The sequence below is a fragment of the Holdemania massiliensis genome (assembly GCF_022440805.1).
GTDB lineage: Bacteria > Bacillota_I > Bacilli_A > Erysipelotrichales > Erysipelotrichaceae > Holdemania > Holdemania massiliensis_A.
Genome location: NZ_JAKNTK010000001.1, coordinates 769,739 through 784,132, shown reverse-complemented (window position 1 = coordinate 784,132; position 14,394 = coordinate 769,739). Strand labels below are relative to the sequence as shown.

Annotated in this window: 16 protein-coding genes and 1 pseudogene; 8 read left to right on the top strand and 9 right to left on the bottom strand. The window is 47.1% G+C overall.

Features of this window, described 5'->3' with window-relative positions:
- Positions 1-13 precede the first annotated feature (13 nt).
- The 3 genes from MCG46_RS03615 to MCG46_RS03605 form a co-directional block, all read right to left on the bottom strand.
- Positions 14-2,272: a hypothetical protein gene (locus MCG46_RS03615; protein WP_240277720.1), complete on the bottom strand. Its 2,259-nt coding sequence runs from the start codon at positions 2,270-2,272 to the stop codon at positions 14-16.
- 226 nt (positions 2,273-2,498) lie between these two features.
- Positions 2,499-3,011: a nitroreductase family protein gene (locus MCG46_RS03610; RefSeq protein WP_240277718.1), complete on the bottom strand. Its 513-nt coding sequence runs from the start codon at positions 3,009-3,011 to the stop codon at positions 2,499-2,501.
- A 51-nt stretch (positions 3,012-3,062) separates the two neighbouring features.
- On the bottom strand, positions 3,063-3,884 hold the full coding sequence (locus MCG46_RS03605; RefSeq protein ID WP_240277716.1) for an HAD family hydrolase: 822 nt from the start codon (positions 3,882-3,884) through the stop codon (positions 3,063-3,065).
- Between the two features lie 224 nt (positions 3,885-4,108).
- Between MCG46_RS03605 and MCG46_RS03600 the strand changes: the two genes are divergently transcribed.
- Positions 4,109-5,404, top strand: a complete 1,296-nt coding sequence (locus tag MCG46_RS03600) for an ATP-binding protein (protein ID WP_240277714.1) — start codon at positions 4,109-4,111, stop codon at positions 5,402-5,404.
- Positions 5,405-5,466: 62 nt separating this feature from the next.
- Here the strand turns inward: MCG46_RS03600 and MCG46_RS03595 are convergent, their stop codons facing one another.
- The 4 genes from MCG46_RS03595 to MCG46_RS03580 form a co-directional block, all read right to left on the bottom strand.
- The gene (locus MCG46_RS03595) at positions 5,467-6,213 is read right to left on the bottom strand and encodes an EFR1 family ferrodoxin (RefSeq protein ID WP_240277712.1); all 747 of its coding nucleotides are present in this window, start codon (positions 6,211-6,213) and stop codon (positions 5,467-5,469) included.
- A gap of 2 nt (positions 6,214-6,215) precedes the next feature.
- A complete protein-coding gene (locus tag MCG46_RS03590; protein WP_240277710.1) occupies positions 6,216-6,590 on the bottom strand; it encodes an ArsR/SmtB family transcription factor in 375 nt (124 codons plus the stop codon).
- Complete coding sequence (locus MCG46_RS03585; protein WP_240277708.1) at positions 6,587-7,360, bottom strand: nitroreductase family protein; 774 nt, start codon at positions 7,358-7,360, stop codon at positions 6,587-6,589. Before MCG46_RS03585 ends, MCG46_RS03590 begins: the two co-directional genes overlap by 4 nt.
- A gap of 156 nt (positions 7,361-7,516) precedes the next feature.
- Entirely contained in the window at positions 7,517-8,341 is an 825-nt protein-coding gene (locus tag MCG46_RS03580; RefSeq protein WP_240277707.1) for a MurR/RpiR family transcriptional regulator, read from the bottom strand.
- 326 nt (positions 8,342-8,667) lie between these two features.
- Here MCG46_RS03580 and MCG46_RS03575 point away from each other — a divergent pair, with 326 nt between their 5' ends.
- The 7 genes and pseudogenes from MCG46_RS03575 to MCG46_RS03545 all read left to right on the top strand — a co-directional run bounded on the left by MCG46_RS03575 (position 8,668) and on the right by MCG46_RS03545 (position 12,439).
- Positions 8,668-9,153, top strand: coding sequence for a PTS sugar transporter subunit IIB (locus tag MCG46_RS03575; protein ID WP_240277706.1), 486 nt, complete (start codon positions 8,668-8,670; stop codon positions 9,151-9,153).
- A gap of 12 nt (positions 9,154-9,165) precedes the next feature.
- The gene (locus tag MCG46_RS03570; protein ID WP_240277705.1) at positions 9,166-9,930 is read left to right on the top strand and encodes a PTS mannose/fructose/sorbose/N-acetylgalactosamine transporter subunit IIC; all 765 of its coding nucleotides are present in this window, start codon (positions 9,166-9,168) and stop codon (positions 9,928-9,930) included.
- A pseudogene (locus MCG46_RS03565) lies at positions 9,930-10,775 on the top strand (PTS system mannose/fructose/sorbose family transporter subunit IID). Before MCG46_RS03570 ends, MCG46_RS03565 begins: the two are co-directional and overlap by 1 nt.
- A complete protein-coding gene (locus tag MCG46_RS03560; RefSeq protein ID WP_240277700.1) occupies positions 10,775-11,485 on the top strand; it encodes an N-acetylmannosamine-6-phosphate 2-epimerase in 711 nt (236 codons plus the stop codon). The pseudogene MCG46_RS03565 and the gene MCG46_RS03560 overlap by 1 nt, the downstream one beginning before the upstream one ends.
- Before the next feature lie 10 nt (positions 11,486-11,495).
- The gene (locus MCG46_RS03555; protein ID WP_240277698.1) at positions 11,496-11,774 is read left to right on the top strand and encodes a hypothetical protein; all 279 of its coding nucleotides are present in this window, start codon (positions 11,496-11,498) and stop codon (positions 11,772-11,774) included.
- On the top strand, positions 11,699-12,031 hold the full coding sequence (locus MCG46_RS03550; RefSeq protein ID WP_240277695.1) for a YcxB family protein: 333 nt from the start codon (positions 11,699-11,701) through the stop codon (positions 12,029-12,031). Before MCG46_RS03555 ends, MCG46_RS03550 begins: the two co-directional genes overlap by 76 nt.
- Positions 12,032-12,439, top strand: a complete 408-nt coding sequence (locus MCG46_RS03545) for a PTS sugar transporter subunit IIA (RefSeq protein ID WP_240277690.1) — start codon at positions 12,032-12,034, stop codon at positions 12,437-12,439.
- A gap of 160 nt (positions 12,440-12,599) precedes the next feature.
- On the opposite strand, the gene MCG46_RS03540 is transcribed toward MCG46_RS03545, so the two are convergent.
- Positions 12,600-12,962 carry a MerR family transcriptional regulator gene (locus tag MCG46_RS03540; protein WP_240277689.1) on the bottom strand — a complete coding sequence of 121 codons (363 nt, stop codon included), beginning with the start codon at positions 12,960-12,962 and terminating at the stop codon, positions 12,600-12,602.
- 47 nt (positions 12,963-13,009) lie between these two features.
- Positions 13,010-14,158, bottom strand: a complete 1,149-nt coding sequence (locus MCG46_RS03535) for an aldo/keto reductase (RefSeq protein WP_240277688.1) — start codon at positions 14,156-14,158, stop codon at positions 13,010-13,012.
- Positions 14,159-14,394 lie beyond the last annotated feature (236 nt).

Below are 14,394 nucleotides of genomic sequence, written 5' to 3'. Positions count from 1 at the left end.
TCCAATCGGAGATTCACTCATAAATGTTGAAGGTTTCTTCGTTGATTGTACGCAGTTCACCGGAATTGAGATCGTAGAGATAACTGATCCAGGTTTCCTGCGGATATTCTGACTGTTTATCCTGCGCCCTCAGCCATAACAGATCAACCGATGGAAGATAGGCTAATTCCACTTCCATACTGTCTAATTGAAATAGTTCATCCTTGCGCTCCCCGCTGCGATAATAAATCGTTGAATAAGGACGATAGCTTGGTGAATTATAGTCCTGAAACGGCTGCGCGTAATCCCCGTCTGAGAGCTCCGCGGTAAATGCACCCCGCTGCGTAAGAACGGCACTTCCCATCATCGATATATCTTTGATTAGTAAGTCTGCCTGATTTCCTTCCAGGAAATAATAGTCTACATTATCCCCAATCAAATCTTCCGCCTGCCATAAACCCAAAAGCAATTTTGGCCGCGCTGATGGAGTTAACAAAAAACTCTGTTCATTGTAGGTATCAATTTGTTCCGGACGGGCTTTTAAAGTTAAGGTTTGATTCGTCAGATCATACTGATAAAGATCTCCACCGCGGAAACCACCCTGAATCAGCCATAAACAATGATGGACATCATCATAGGTTATCCCGCTCAGCGATGAACCATAAGACTCGTTATTAAACAATCTTTCATCCAGAAGGAGCACATCCTCTCCGCTGGAAAGGTCAAGACAGCGCACCTCGGCTGCTTCAGTCCCATTTCGATTTCGGATATAATATACCTTCCCCTGAGCCGCGGAAACAAGTCTGACATTTTCCAGAGTATAAACTGGAGTGAATTCCTGATTATCCAAGATCAGTAAACACTCCATACCTCCAGGCTGATCCATCGTTGCCTTAATGAACAGCCAATCTTCAACCGGGATCATCGAACGCATTCTTCCTCGTGGATATTTCGCCTGCGATATAAAGTAGCGTTCTTCATAGGTACCCGTTTCTGGATTCAACTGCTGTAAAGTCTTCCCATTAGCACTGAGAACCAAAATCTTGTCTTCAACTTCCACCACTTTCCCTTCTAAGGTAAGCAGTTCTCCGGGATCCAGGGCACTGCCTTGAGCAGCCGGTACTTCCTGATCGAATTGCATCGGCTGATCAATGCCATCCAGCGCTTGGTCTTCCCGCTCTTGATAAAATGCGTTTTTATTCTGCACCACCTCATAAGTCTTGCCTGTTTCAGGCTGAATTAATGAAATCCGATGCATTCCATTGCCGGACAAAGTCGCTGTTTTCAGCCATCCGCCCACCCTTGTCAGCCGTGTTTCCAGATCGCAGTCCACAGTTGTGATGGGTGTTTTATCATAATTCTGTTGGCGAATCACCTGACATTGCCTCGGATTGTCAAAATTACCAATTTTACGATTGGATACAACTGAATAAATACCTTTTTCCGATAAACAGGGCTGATTGCTCAGTGAATCCTGAAGCGTAATCAACTCAGCCTTTTTCCCTTCCAGATCTGTTGAAAAGTAAACAACCTGCTTTGCACCGTAAATCTGAAAATACAGCTTTTCATCATCCGCACCAATCAAATAAGCCACTGAATAATAAGGGGCACCCCAGTTTTCAGGTTGCACGGCAAAGGAAGAAACCGTCTGTTCGCTGCGATCTATTCTAAAATAAGTCCGCACACTTTCCGGGGAATACTGTTCGGCAGAAACGATCACATACAAATCTTGGACGGTTTCCACTTTAACCTGCTGCATATCACCGACGAGGGTACTCAGATCTGCGACCATCTCAGCCTCGTCTTGATTTACGGACTGATGCCACAGCTGATTCTGAACGATCCAGTATAAGTCCTCACCCCGCATCTGCCCCGAACCGTTTGCCTGAATCTGTCTTTCCAGGCGGTTCTCTTCCAAATTCCACAGGTTTATTGTCAACGGATTCATCTCATAAAGTCCAGTCGCTTCTTCCTTAGTTTGAGTCCAAATTGCCAAATGCTGATCATCGAAAGATGTGATCCTAAGAATCTTACTGGGTTCCAGATTGGCCTCCTGTACAAAATCCCAGGTCGACAAAGACTGATCCTGAAAATGCCAGACATAGATCTGATTTTGATCGAAATCCGGCATATAATAAGTCCCTTTTACAATCACTGCCTGTGAATCAGCCTGACTCAGCCATTTCTCGTTTGAGCCCTTTGCCGCATCGGCAGACTTGCAGCTGCCCAGTCCTAACAATCCCAGGATCAGACATATCCCGATTCCAATCTGTTTTCTTCGTTTGATCTTCATCCTATTTCCTCCACATTCCTGTAAATATACTCGCAAATTCTTTTTCTACCCACTTCAATATTGATCTGATTTCATTATAGCACCAGCCAAGGTTTACAACAATAGACCTCAAAAAAGAAAACCTCTGCGATACATAAAAAACATTCAAAGAAAACCCTGAAGTCAAGGCCTTTGAATGTTCTGTAGTTGAACATTTTTATTGGAGAAATAAACTAAAAAATGTGTTCTAAAGATACTCTACGGTTTGATCCAGCGGCTTGCGCTGATCATGTTGGCAGGATGGGTGACAATCTGCCGCCGGATACCCGAAAGGAAGCAGACAATACGGTTCAACCGCTTCCGGCAGGTTTAAAGCTTGTTTCACCTGGGCTGTATCAAACCAGCAAACCCAGGTGCTGCCGATCCCCAGCTGCTGCATTTGCAGCATCATGTGGACGGCGACAATGGAAGCATCCATTTCCGCAGAACTGTGCTGATTAAATGGATTGATCCAGGCTTCCTGCTCATCCCCGCAGATGACCATGACCTGCGGCGCGTTGAACGTCATCGGTGTGATCGCGGCTAATTTAGCTAACATCGCTTCACTTTGGATGACATAAATGCGCTGTGGCTGCAGGTTTTTCGCCGTGGGCGCCAGCCGTCCGGCTTCTAAAATCTGATTTACAAGCAATGAATCGACCCTTCGGCTGTCGAAACGTCTGACGGAATACCGCTGAGCTGCCAAATCCAAAAATTCCATAGTTTTTCCTTTCTCCTTGATTTATTGACACTATCCTTGCCTGTCTTGTTTTTATACCAGCTGTTCTAAAAGCTGAGCCACACCATCCTGGGCGTTCGTGCCGGTAATGATATCGGCCTTCGTCTTTAGCATTGAGGAAGCGTTGCCCATCGCTGCCTTGACGCCGCAGACTTCCAGCATTTCAATATCATTCAGACTGTCACCCACGCCTAAAACTTGATTCAGCGGAATTGACAGCTGTTTTGCTGCACAGCGAATGGCTGTTCCTTTATCATGCTGATCCGACGTGATTTCCAGATTGGTCTTCGCATAACTGTATACCTTGATGCCTGGCAGTGATGATAGCTGCTGAGTCAATTTTTTCACCTTTAATCCACCCAACGCAATAATTTTATAAACCGGATCTGACGATTCCTGTATTTTTCGCAGCGGATCAGTCCAGCTGTGAACTTCAATTCGTTCCTGAGCTGGATTGTTTCGGGTGACCTTCTGATAATCCGGACGAATCAAATTCAATGCGTTGCCATAGATGTGATGAAACGTCTTGGCCTGCATCCACACATGTTCGTGTTGAAGCAGCCGCAGAATTTCCAAGGCGGTTTCCCGTGCAATCGGCGTTCCTTCCGCCTGAGATCGAATACTGCGGTAGTTTCCGACATAGCCGATAACATCCACGCGCGGATCAATGGACAACGCGACACCGCGGGCAAACAAATACGGCCGACCGGTAACGAGAATCACCTCAATGCCCCGATCCAGGCAGGCCACAATCGCTTTACGGCTGCGTTCGCTGACCTTCTTTTGAGGCGTAAACAACGTACCGTCCAGATCCAGACAAACCATACGGATTTTGCATTGCGCTAAATTGACCATGAAATTCCTCCTGAAGTACCTTTATTATAACTGAATAGAGAAGCATTCTGAAAGTTTTATTGAAATAGAAACCATCTCAGTTCAGCTAGAATAAAACTCTGGCTTTGCTGTTCTGAAGATGGGAAACTTATTTTTGGTTTTTCGTGTTAAATAATGTTAATTTATTAAATTATTCCATTGAATTTTACACGAATATGCAATAAAATAAACACAGGAGGTTTGTTATGCAGAGAAAAATGATGATGTTTTTAAAATCATGGAAATCAAATCCATATCGTAAGCCCTTAATTCTGCAAGGAGCGAGGCAGGTCGGAAAAACATATACATTACTTGAATTTGGACGAATCCATTATGAGAATGTTGCTTATTTTAATTTTGAAACCAATCCCAAACTAGCTGAAACATTTGCCGAGAACATCCAGCCAGATTATTTAATTCCGATCTTGTCCCATCTTGCCAATCAATCCATCATCAAAGAGAAAACGTTGATTATTTTTGATGAAATACAATTATGCGAACGAGCCTTGACGAGTTTGAAATATTTTTGTGAAAGTGCTCCGGAATATCATGTTGCTGCTGCTGGAAGTCTATTGGGAGTTGCAGTCAATCGAGCCGAATTTTCATTTCCTGCTGGTAAAGTTGATATTCAAAAAATGTACCCAATGGATTTGGAAGAGTTCATGCTTGCTATGGGAGAGAGCGAACTCGTCCTGCAAATTAAACAAAGTTTTAATACAAACAGACCGCTGCCGGCCGTTTATCACGACGCTGCAATGCAGTTGTATCGACAATATCTCATCGTGGGGGGAATGCCTGAATGTGTCATGCATTTTACCCAAACACAGGACTATCTTCTCGTACGTCATACTCAAGACATGATTTTGACTGGTTATCTGAATGATATGAGTAAATACAATCATTCCAACGAAATTAAGAAAACCCGGTTGGTTTATGATAACATAACCGTTCAGCTTTCTAAAAAGAACACGCATTTCCAGTATAAACTTGTAAAAAAAGGAGGCCGTGCCGCTGAATTTGAAAATGCCATCGAATGGCTTTGCCTTTCGGGAATTACCTCGCGGATTTACCGAGCAGAGCAGATCAGGAAACCACTAGAGAATTATCGAGATATTGATGCCTTTAAGATTTATGTTTCTGATTCAGGTCTGCTTTGTGCAAAAAAAGAATTATCCGCAACAGATATTCTTTATATGGTGGATGAAATCAATGATTTTAAAGGTGGAATGACAGAAAATTATGTGAATAATCAACTTATTGTGAATGGATATTCCCCTTACTATTGGGAGTCAGAACGAGGTGCTGAAATTGATTTTATTATTCAGCGCGAAAACCAGATCATCCCGATTGAAGTCAAAGCTGCAGATAATACGAAAGCAAAGAGACTCAAGCGATATATGGAGCTATATAAACCGGCTTATGCCATTAAATGTTCGGCTAAGAACTTTGGCTGGGAAGAAAATAAGAAAATCGTACCACTTTACGCCATATTTTGTATCTGAATATCAATGTTTTAAAAATCCCCATCTCCGTTTCAAATCAGAGATGGGGATTTTCTCATGGGTTACAAAGGGCAGGTATAGCGTGGTAATCCCACGCTGTGCGTACCGTATTCAATCGCTTCTTTCGGACAGCGGCAAATACAGGCCATGCAATGAGTGCAGTTCTTTCCCCATTGAGGCTGACCTTGACGAAGCTGGATATTGTTCAAAGGACAAACCTTCGCGCATAACCCACAGTGAATACACGCGTCGGTTACCGTAAACTTTTTCGCGGATACCATCATGGGATAAAACAAAACATTGACGATCCCGCTGTTCAGCTTGTCTTTTGCTTCTGCCTGAATGGGTGAAAACGGAACTTCCTGACGAATTTTCTGAGCGGCCTGATCAATCAAAGGCTCGCTTTTGCGGATGCATTCCAACGCTTCATCTCGGGTTGGAGTGGTAAACAAAGCAAGATAGTTTTCCGGCATCACAATCGGGAAACAACCGCAAAAATTCATCTGTTTCTGCTGACAGAGCTTTTTCAAATAAGCTTCTGCGTTCCCGATGCTGCCGCCGCAGGTCATGACAAAATACAAATCCCGGCTGCCGGTCAGCGGAGTCTGTTTGAGCCATTCGCTGAGAATCCGCGGTATCCGCCAGGCGTAGGTCGGACAGACAATGACCCACGGTTTTTCAGAATGCAGCGCCGTGTGATCCTGACTGCGGATCTTTTCAAATAGATCGAGGACCTCCTGTTCAGTCTGATCGGCAATTCTGGAGGCGACATAAGCGCTGTTGCCGGTTCCTGTAAAATAACAAATCATCTTTATCCCTCCCTGCGTAGTTCCGCGGCACTGATATGCTCGACGCTCGCATAAATCAGATTGACTAAATCCGCAATCGCTTTCCACTGCGTCTGCTTCAGGCTCAGGTAGTAATAATTCTTTGTCCCTTCCTGGCGCATCGCGACGATTCCGGCTGCCTTCAATATCTGAAGATGATGGGAAACTGAAGGCCGGGTCAGATGGGTTTTTGCCGCAATCTCCCCAACCCGGATGCCATTGAGATCACTTTCCAGCAAAACCTGCAGAATCACCTGCCGCGTTTCATCACCGATCGCCGTAAAAGCACTGCGGCATTGTTGGAAGCCTTCAGCGATGAGCCGAACCCGTTCTTTACATTCCCACTTATCTGGTTTCACAGCCGAATCACCTCCGGTTCATCCCGCGGAACCGAGCGCTGATACTGGACCGCCGGATAGCCCAGCACCAGCGTCATCGCGATCTTTTGTCCGCGCTGAAGCTTTAAGGCCTTTCGGATTTGGCCGGATGCCTGCGCCGCCATCGTGAAATAACCACTGTATAAAACGCCAAGGCCGCATGCTTCAGCTACATATTCCATATTCTGCGCCGCAAGCAGACCGTTGGTTTTATCCTCGGCTAAAATGACAATCGCCACCGGAGCTTCAAAAAAGAAGAAATGATCATCAATTGGATGTTCCCGCACCAGAGAATTGACCAGCCCTGCCACCGGCTGAATCCTGCGAAACAATTGGACCGCCATCTGTTCAATGCGGTCTTTCTGCTGATCCAAAACAACAAAGGAAACATCCCGTTTATTTTTTGCCGTATGCGTCAGCCATCCGGCTTCGATAATCTGATCAACAATTTCCGGCGCTATCTCGCGTTTCTGAAACTGCCGGATCGTACGGCGAAACCGCAGCGTATCTAATAAAGTCTGTGGATCTAAGCGTTCCAGCTTTGGTTTTTCAACCGGCGCGCAGGCATAACCAGAAAGACTGATCGCTTGTTTCGGACATACTGCCGCGCAATGTCCGCACTGAATGCAATGATCTGACACCGTTTCCGCCTTCTGCTGACGTAGTTCCAGATGGTTGACAGGACAATCCCGCACACATAAGCCGCAGCCGATGCACTTGCTTTTGTCCACAAGAACCTGATGTTTTTCCATGGTGGATCTCCTTTCGTTCATGTTCGTTAACCATTATAACCATTCTGAACGGAAGGCTGCAACATCGGTAAAGAAAGTGATTACCATTCCCCTGTCCTTTCCCAGCTAAAACGTTCCGCTTTCCTAAAAACTCAGCACCGGCCGACTCTTTGCCAATTATATCTTTTCCTTATTCATCTTATCGAGGATATAGTCGAATGTGGTCTCCTTGGCCTTCAATGTCGCCTTCTGATCGATCATCCCGGTCCGCGTCGAAAGCAGATCGGCAATGTAGAGCTGCGTGATCTGCCCGATCATACTGCCTCCGCCAAGCGGCCCAGACCAGCGCTTCATTAAAATGCAGTAATCACAAAGCGATGCCAGAGAAGAAACAATCGATGAAGTCACGCAAACCGTCGTCACTTTCCGCTGTTTCAGAATTTCGGCACAATGCAGCGTATCAATGGATTCACCGGAAGCACTGAACAAAATCGCAATATCACCACGTTTCAGCTCATTGAGATAAATCGACTGAAAATGGCTGTCTTTAAAATAGACGCCATTTTTTCCATTGCGCACCAAACGCATCGCACAAGCCTCGGCTGGAATTCCGGAATTGCCGACACCGGCGCAGAAAATGATCCCCGCCTTATTCATTCGGCCGGCTATCTCATCAAGCTGATTCAAATCCAGATTCTGAATTGTGTATTCGATGGAAGTCTGAATATTGTGATAAATCTGGGTGACAAACGAATCGTTTTCACTTTTGCGGTGTTCCCGCGTTTCCTCCGCCAGCTCCTCTTTGAAATCATGATAGCTTTCACAACGGATCTTTTTGCAGAAGCGAACGACCGTGGCTTCCCCGCAGTTCGCTTTTTCAGCCAGCTGCGAAAGCGTATGCGTACTGACCTCCATATAATTGTCAAGACAATACTTGGCAACCCGCTGTTCACTCTTCGTGAAGGAAGCGTAATTATCTTTGATTTTCGTATAAATGGACACAAGGATTCCTACCTTTCTTTTCAGAGGATTTCATGGTTAAACTCTTTTTCAATCATATCATAAATTTTAAGCCAACAAGTCTCTTTCGTTCGGAAAAAGAAAGAAATCCAAAGGGACAGCTCCCCTGTCAAACCAATCCTTGGCTTCGTTTAAATTGTAAACTTTTAAAAAGCTATTGCTTATCTGTGCAAACGGGTGTATTCTGTGTTTGGAGTAAAATACTCCAATTTATGATATTTTGGAGTTTATATAAAAAGAGAGGTGAGTCCTTATGCTTTAGTTAGATCCGTCAGCGTACGATCACGGTTTCAGAGAGGAGGAAAAGCATGATCAATCTCATTCGCTGCGACGACCGTCTGATTCACGGCCAATGTATGACCCGTCTGGTTCAGCACTACTTCATCAAACATATCATCGTCATTGATGAATTCACCGCGACCAATTCCACGATGAAATATGTTGTGGAAAAAATCGCGATGCCGGGGATGAAAAACGACGTCTACACAGCAGAGGAAGCTATCGGACCGATTCGTGAGGCGATCACGGACAAAGTCGGAACGATGATTGTCTTCCGCTTCCCCACCATTGCCAGAACCTTGTTTGAACAAATAGAAGAACTGCCGAAAAGCCTGATGATCGGTCCGGTTCAAAAACGGGACGATACGATTACAGTCCAGGACGGCACTTATCTCACAGCTCAGGAAATTGCCGATCTGGATGTCCTGGATGCGAAAGGAATTGAGATTTTCTTCCAAGTCGTTCCGGACATGAAGCGAATCGAATACAAAGAATTTAAAAATAAAATGAAATAAGGAGGGATCGTGATGAATTTACTTCAGGTCATACTCATTTCTCTGCTTGGTTATCTGACCTTCATTCACACGCCGTTTTTAGGCGGCGGGTTAATCGGATGGTACTGCCTTGGCCGGCCGTTAGTTTCGGCTCTGTTCATCGGTCTGATTCTGGGCGATGTCAAAACCGCAATGATCTTAGGCACCTATGTGCAGCTGATCTTCATCGGTTTAGTTACGCCGGGAGGATCGATTACGCCGGATATGAATTTGGCTACCTTCATCGCGATACCGCTGGGCGTCGTCGCCCATCTGGATTCCGGAACGACAGTAGCCCTGGCCGTCACGGCTTCCGCGGTCGGTCAGATCATGTCGACGCCATGCTTTGCCGCAACACTGCTTCCGGTCAATTATCAGAAGAAGTTAGTGGAACAGGGGAAATTGGAAGCCGCAGCCTGGGTTCCGGTCTGGGGCAACGTCGTCAAGTTCCTGTTCCGCTTCATTCCTACTTTCATCTGTCTGTATTGGGGACAGAGTGCAATTGAAATGCTCGTAGCGAATTCGCCGCAGTGGCTGATCGACATCATGACGATCTTCGGCAATCCGATGCCGTTGGTAGGTTTTGCGATTCTAATGAAATTGTTGGTGAAAAATCCGACCGATCTCATTTTCTTCACCGTTGGTTTTGCCTTTGTCGGCGTTTTGGGCGTCGACATGCTGACAGTTTTGGTCTTTGCCATTCTGTTCGCGTTATTTGAATTCAAAATTAGCCGCAGTCGGAAAGGGGTGCAGAACTGATGACTTCCATCAATCAAGAAAAGAAAGACAGCGTGCTTTCTAAAAAACTGATCCGCAAATGTTATATCAACTGGATGTGCTTCAATCTTTCCCTGTATCAGCCGGAAACGATGCAGGCTCCGGCCTTAGTCAAGATGTTCGGCGATATCCGTGAAGATCTCTACCCTGGCGACAAACAAAAGCAGCAGGAACTGATGGCCCGTCATCTGCCGTTTTTCAATACCGAACCGTTCATCGGCTGTCTGATTCCGGGCATCACCTTGGGCATGTAAGCGGAAAAAGCCCGCGGCGAGGATATTCCTGAAGATCTGATCACATCGATCAAATCAGCCTTGATGGGACCGTTTGCCGGCATTGGCGATGCGCTGCTGCCGGGAACCTTCATTCCGATTCTGTTGGCGATTGCCTGCGGACTCAGTGCGGATGGGCAGATTACCGGAGCGATCTTCTACATCGTCGCCTTCTTAGCGGTGATGGTGCCGCTGACATGGTTCTTATTTAACCGCGGCGTTGCCTTCGGAGCGAAGGCCGCTGAGCTGATCCTTGGCAATGATTTAAAGGATGACATCATCAGCGCTTTAAACATTGTTGGTTTGATGGTCGTCGGCTGTATCGCCTGTGCCTATGCCAACATTAATCTGGGCTTCCAATATGTCAAGGACGGTGTTGTCATCGTTGATCTGCAGTCATTGATCAATGGCGTCTGGCCGAAGCTGCCGGTTTTCTTAGCCGCTTTGGGCACCTATTATCTGATGGCCAAGAAGAACTGGAGCGCAACTAAAATGATCCTGCTGTATCTGGTCATTGCGATCCTCGGATACTTCTCAGGAATTTTGACAGTCTGATGAAAACCTGTGTAAACGCCTGCCTGGGCCAGCTGATCGTTTCGTGCCAGGCCTACGAGGATACGCCGCTCTACGGTGCGGAAAACATGAAAAGAATGGTGCAGAGCGCAATGCTGGGCGGAGCAAAGGTCGTTCGCTGCTGCTGGCCGCAGGACATCCAGGCTGCCCGTTCGTTGAGTCCGGATCTGATCATCATCGGCATCAATAAAGTCATGCCGCAGGCAGGAGACAGTCTCGATGACGTCTTCATTACGCCGACCTTTGAAAAAGCCCGTGAAGTAGTTGAAGCAGGAGCGGATCTGCTTGCGCTTGATGCCCGCATTACGAAAAAGCGCGGCAAAACTGAGCTGCTGGAGCTGCTTCATCAAATCCACGAAGCTTTTCCGGATATCGGCATCATGGCAGACTGTGCGACTTATGAAGAATGTCAGATCTGCGCTCAAAGCGGAGCTGTCGATATTCTCTCCACAACCTTGTCCGGTTTAGTCAAGCCGATTGAAGGACCGGATACAGAACTGATCCGGCAGTTAAAAGCTGATTTCACCCTGCCGGTCAATGCGGAAGGACGCATCTGGGAGCTGAAAGACATCGACGCCGTAACCGAAGCCGGGGCCGATATGATTACGATCGGCACCGCCATCACCCGCCCGCATCTGATTACTGAACGGTTCCTGAACCATTACCTGCAGCTGCAAAATCATGCCGGATAAACCAAGTGGCATGAACAGATCGCTCACCTTTACCCTGCATGACACAGAGTTGACAGAAGCTTATCAGTTTCTGGCTTCCCTGCTGCCGCGCAATAAAATGCGGCATCTGGCAATCGAGCTAAGTGTTCCGGTTCTGGTTCTTTTCACCCTGATCTATTTCCACGGCGCTTCCACGCTTTTCGGCTGGATCCTCGTGCTTGGTCTCAGTGTTTTGTGGATCTGGAAAATCAGCCGCTGGCTTTGGACAATCTATCTAACCAAATCAGCGGACTGTTCAAAGAAACGCTGACCCACGCCCGATACACTCCGGTGACTGCGATCTTCGGTGAAGACATTCGGATTGCCGAACAGACGCTGACCTATTCGGATATCCAACGCATCGTTCCCTTAGCTCATACGTTGTTGTTCTTCCATGCTCCTCATCAGATGTTTATCATCCCATTGCGGGTATTGGGGGAAGCTCAGGAAGTTAAGGCTTTCTGCAGCGAAATTCTGAAGCGGCAGGCATTGGAAACAGCTGAAAAAGAAAGAAAGGAGGAATGCTGAATGATTCAAATTCTGATCGTCACCCATGGGCCGCTGGCCGAAGCACTTAAAGTCAGTGCCGGGATGTTCTTTCCCCAGGCATCCAGCATAGCCGCGCTCAGCTTAAATCCGCAGGATAATCCGCTGGAGCTGAAAGACCGGATTGTCACGGAAGTCCGCCGCATTGATGAAGGCGACGGTGTGCTGATCTTTGTCGATCTGTTTGCAGGAACTCCCTGCAACATGACAGCCTTGGCGCTCGCTGAACTCTCTGACATTCCGGTTCAATGTTTGGTGGGCGTCAATCTGCCGTTGGTGATGGAAGCGCTGGGGTCTTTAAATTCAATGGAGCTCCCTGCGCTTACCGCTTATTTAACCGGGATGGCCGCCGATACGATATTGGATCTGCGGGCAAAACTGGAGCTATAATTCAGGCTCCTGTCTGAAAATCAGACAGGGGCTTTTCTATCCTTTCCCATAAGAAAACGGCATAGCTCAAACAAGCGAACTATACCGTTGTATTAAAACATAATCTCTGCAGCCTGCGCCTTCAACTCCAGCTCAGCCGATCCCTCCGTTTTCCTTCTGATCAGGGATGACATTCGTCGTTGCGTTCATAGGCAGCGATTTTATAATTCAAGCGTTCTAACGTCTTGTTCATTTCGTCCAGTCTTTCAATCAGCTGTTCCCGCTGTTCGATCAACAGCTGCTTGCGGGCCTGAATCGTTTCATCCCCCTTTTGGAACAAGGCGACATATTCGATCAGCACTTCAATCGGCAGTCCTGCCTGACGCATGCATTTGATAAACTCTACCCAACGGCAGTCTTCCTCCGTATAATCGCGAATGCCGCTGGCTGTGCGGTTGACTTTAGGAAGCAGTCCTACCCGCTCGTAATAACGCAGGGTGTCCTGCGTGAGATTGTATTTTTTACTGACTTCAGCAATATTCATGATTTATTCCCTCCTGTTCCTTTTGCCTAAGCTTCAACGCAAGCTGATTATTTGCCGAATATTGCCGCAGCCTGACGCATGTTCTCCGTGACTTCCACATCAAACGGGCAGCGTTTTTCACAGGCATGACAACCGATGCATTCAGAGGCAGTGTGTTCCAGAACCGCATAGTGCTCCCGAACGGTTTCCGGCATTTCGCCCTGGGCTTTTACCAGATTCAAGAATTTCGTCACCGTGGCGATGTCGATCTCCATCGGACATGGAGCGCAGTGACCGCAATACATGCAATGCCCTTTCCAGCTGATTTTCGGGAAGGATGCCAGCGCCGCAGCATAATCCCGTTCTTCATCCCGGGCTGTTTCATAAGCGATGCTTTGGCGCAGCTCTTCAACCGTATGCGCGCCCGGCAGCACGGTGGCAACACCAGGACGGGTCAGAGCATAATGCAGACATTGAACCGGAGTCAGGGCTTTGCCTGCCGGCGACAGGCTTTCATCTAATAAATCGCCGCCGCCAAAAGGCTTCATGACGGTGATGCCAACCCCCTTGCGCTGACATAATTCATACAGCGCCTCGCGCTGCGGGTCCATATTCACCAACGGCTTCGCATAGCTTTCATCCGCCCATAAGGCTTCGATATCCTCACTGCCCGGCTGCAGGTCATAGCAGGGATTCACGCTGAACATCAGCACTTCGATCAAGCCGCTTTCCACCGCTTTGATCGCCGCTTCGGGATTGTGGCTGCTTAAACCGATATGTTCGATCCGGCCTTCTTTTTTCAGCTGCAGCGCATACTGCATCACCGGCCCCTCGGCAATTTCCTGCCAGTCCTTCAAAGAATCTACATAATGAATCATGCCGACTTCCACGTGATCGGTATGCAGCTGAGTCAATAAATCCTCAAATCCAGCCTGAACCTCTTCGACCTTCCGCGTGCGCTTATACTGACCCTCGATCCAGACAGAACACAGATGAGCCTGGATAATAAACTGATCCCGACGGCCTTTCAGGGCTTCGCCGAGGTGATGACGCAGGTTCGGATCCGGAGAATACAAATCAAAATAATTGATTCCCGCCTCCGCTGCCGCATCAACCAAAGCATAGGTGCCCCGGCCTTCATCTTCCGTAAAACCTTCACAGCCCAAACCAATCTCGCTGACGTTCAGACCTGTGCTGCCTAATGTTCGATAGATCATCTTTGCTTCCTCCTGTTTTTCTAACGATTTCCTGCTTTTATCGTAACTCTTAGAGCTGGCTCCAGGTCAAGCTTTTTTATTGTAAAATGATAAAAGAATATTTTTTCTTTATTTTGATCGAATGGATTAGAGCATCCCTGGCCTGATTAATTTTAAATCTGCAGCGCTGTTATTGATCCTTCACTGGTTTATTTTACCTCAGCCCGCAGGTTCCGCATTTCATTCAGCGCCGATTT

Excerpts from the sequence above, each read along its gene's own strand:
- MCG46_RS03615 (WP_240277720.1), bottom strand. The coding sequence starts at position 2,272 with ATGAAGATCAAACGAAGAAAACAGATTGGAATCGGGATATGTCTGATC.
- MCG46_RS03610 (WP_240277718.1), bottom strand. The coding sequence starts at position 3,011 with ATGGAATTTTTGGATTTGGCAGCTCAGCGGTATTCCGTCAGACGTTTC.
- MCG46_RS03605 (WP_240277716.1), bottom strand. The coding sequence starts at position 3,884 with ATGGTCAATTTAGCGCAATGCAAAATCCGTATGGTTTGTCTGGATCTG.
- MCG46_RS03600 (WP_240277714.1), top strand. The coding sequence starts at position 4,109 with ATGCAGAGAAAAATGATGATGTTTTTAAAATCATGGAAATCAAATCCA.
- MCG46_RS03595 (WP_240277712.1), bottom strand. The coding sequence starts at position 6,213 with ATGATTTGTTATTTTACAGGAACCGGCAACAGCGCTTATGTCGCCTCC.
- MCG46_RS03585 (WP_240277708.1), bottom strand. The coding sequence starts at position 7,360 with ATGGAAAAACATCAGGTTCTTGTGGACAAAAGCAAGTGCATCGGCTGC.
- MCG46_RS03575 (WP_240277706.1), top strand. The coding sequence starts at position 8,668 with ATGATCAATCTCATTCGCTGCGACGACCGTCTGATTCACGGCCAATGT.
- MCG46_RS03570 (WP_240277705.1), top strand. The coding sequence starts at position 9,166 with ATGAATTTACTTCAGGTCATACTCATTTCTCTGCTTGGTTATCTGACC.
- MCG46_RS03560 (WP_240277700.1), top strand. The coding sequence starts at position 10,775 with ATGAAAACCTGTGTAAACGCCTGCCTGGGCCAGCTGATCGTTTCGTGC.
- MCG46_RS03555 (WP_240277698.1), top strand. The coding sequence starts at position 11,496 with ATGAACAGATCGCTCACCTTTACCCTGCATGACACAGAGTTGACAGAA.
- MCG46_RS03545 (WP_240277690.1), top strand. The coding sequence starts at position 12,032 with ATGATTCAAATTCTGATCGTCACCCATGGGCCGCTGGCCGAAGCACTT.
- MCG46_RS03540 (WP_240277689.1), bottom strand. The coding sequence starts at position 12,962 with ATGAATATTGCTGAAGTCAGTAAAAAATACAATCTCACGCAGGACACC.
- MCG46_RS03535 (WP_240277688.1), bottom strand. The coding sequence starts at position 14,158 with ATGATCTATCGAACATTAGGCAGCACAGGTCTGAACGTCAGCGAGATT.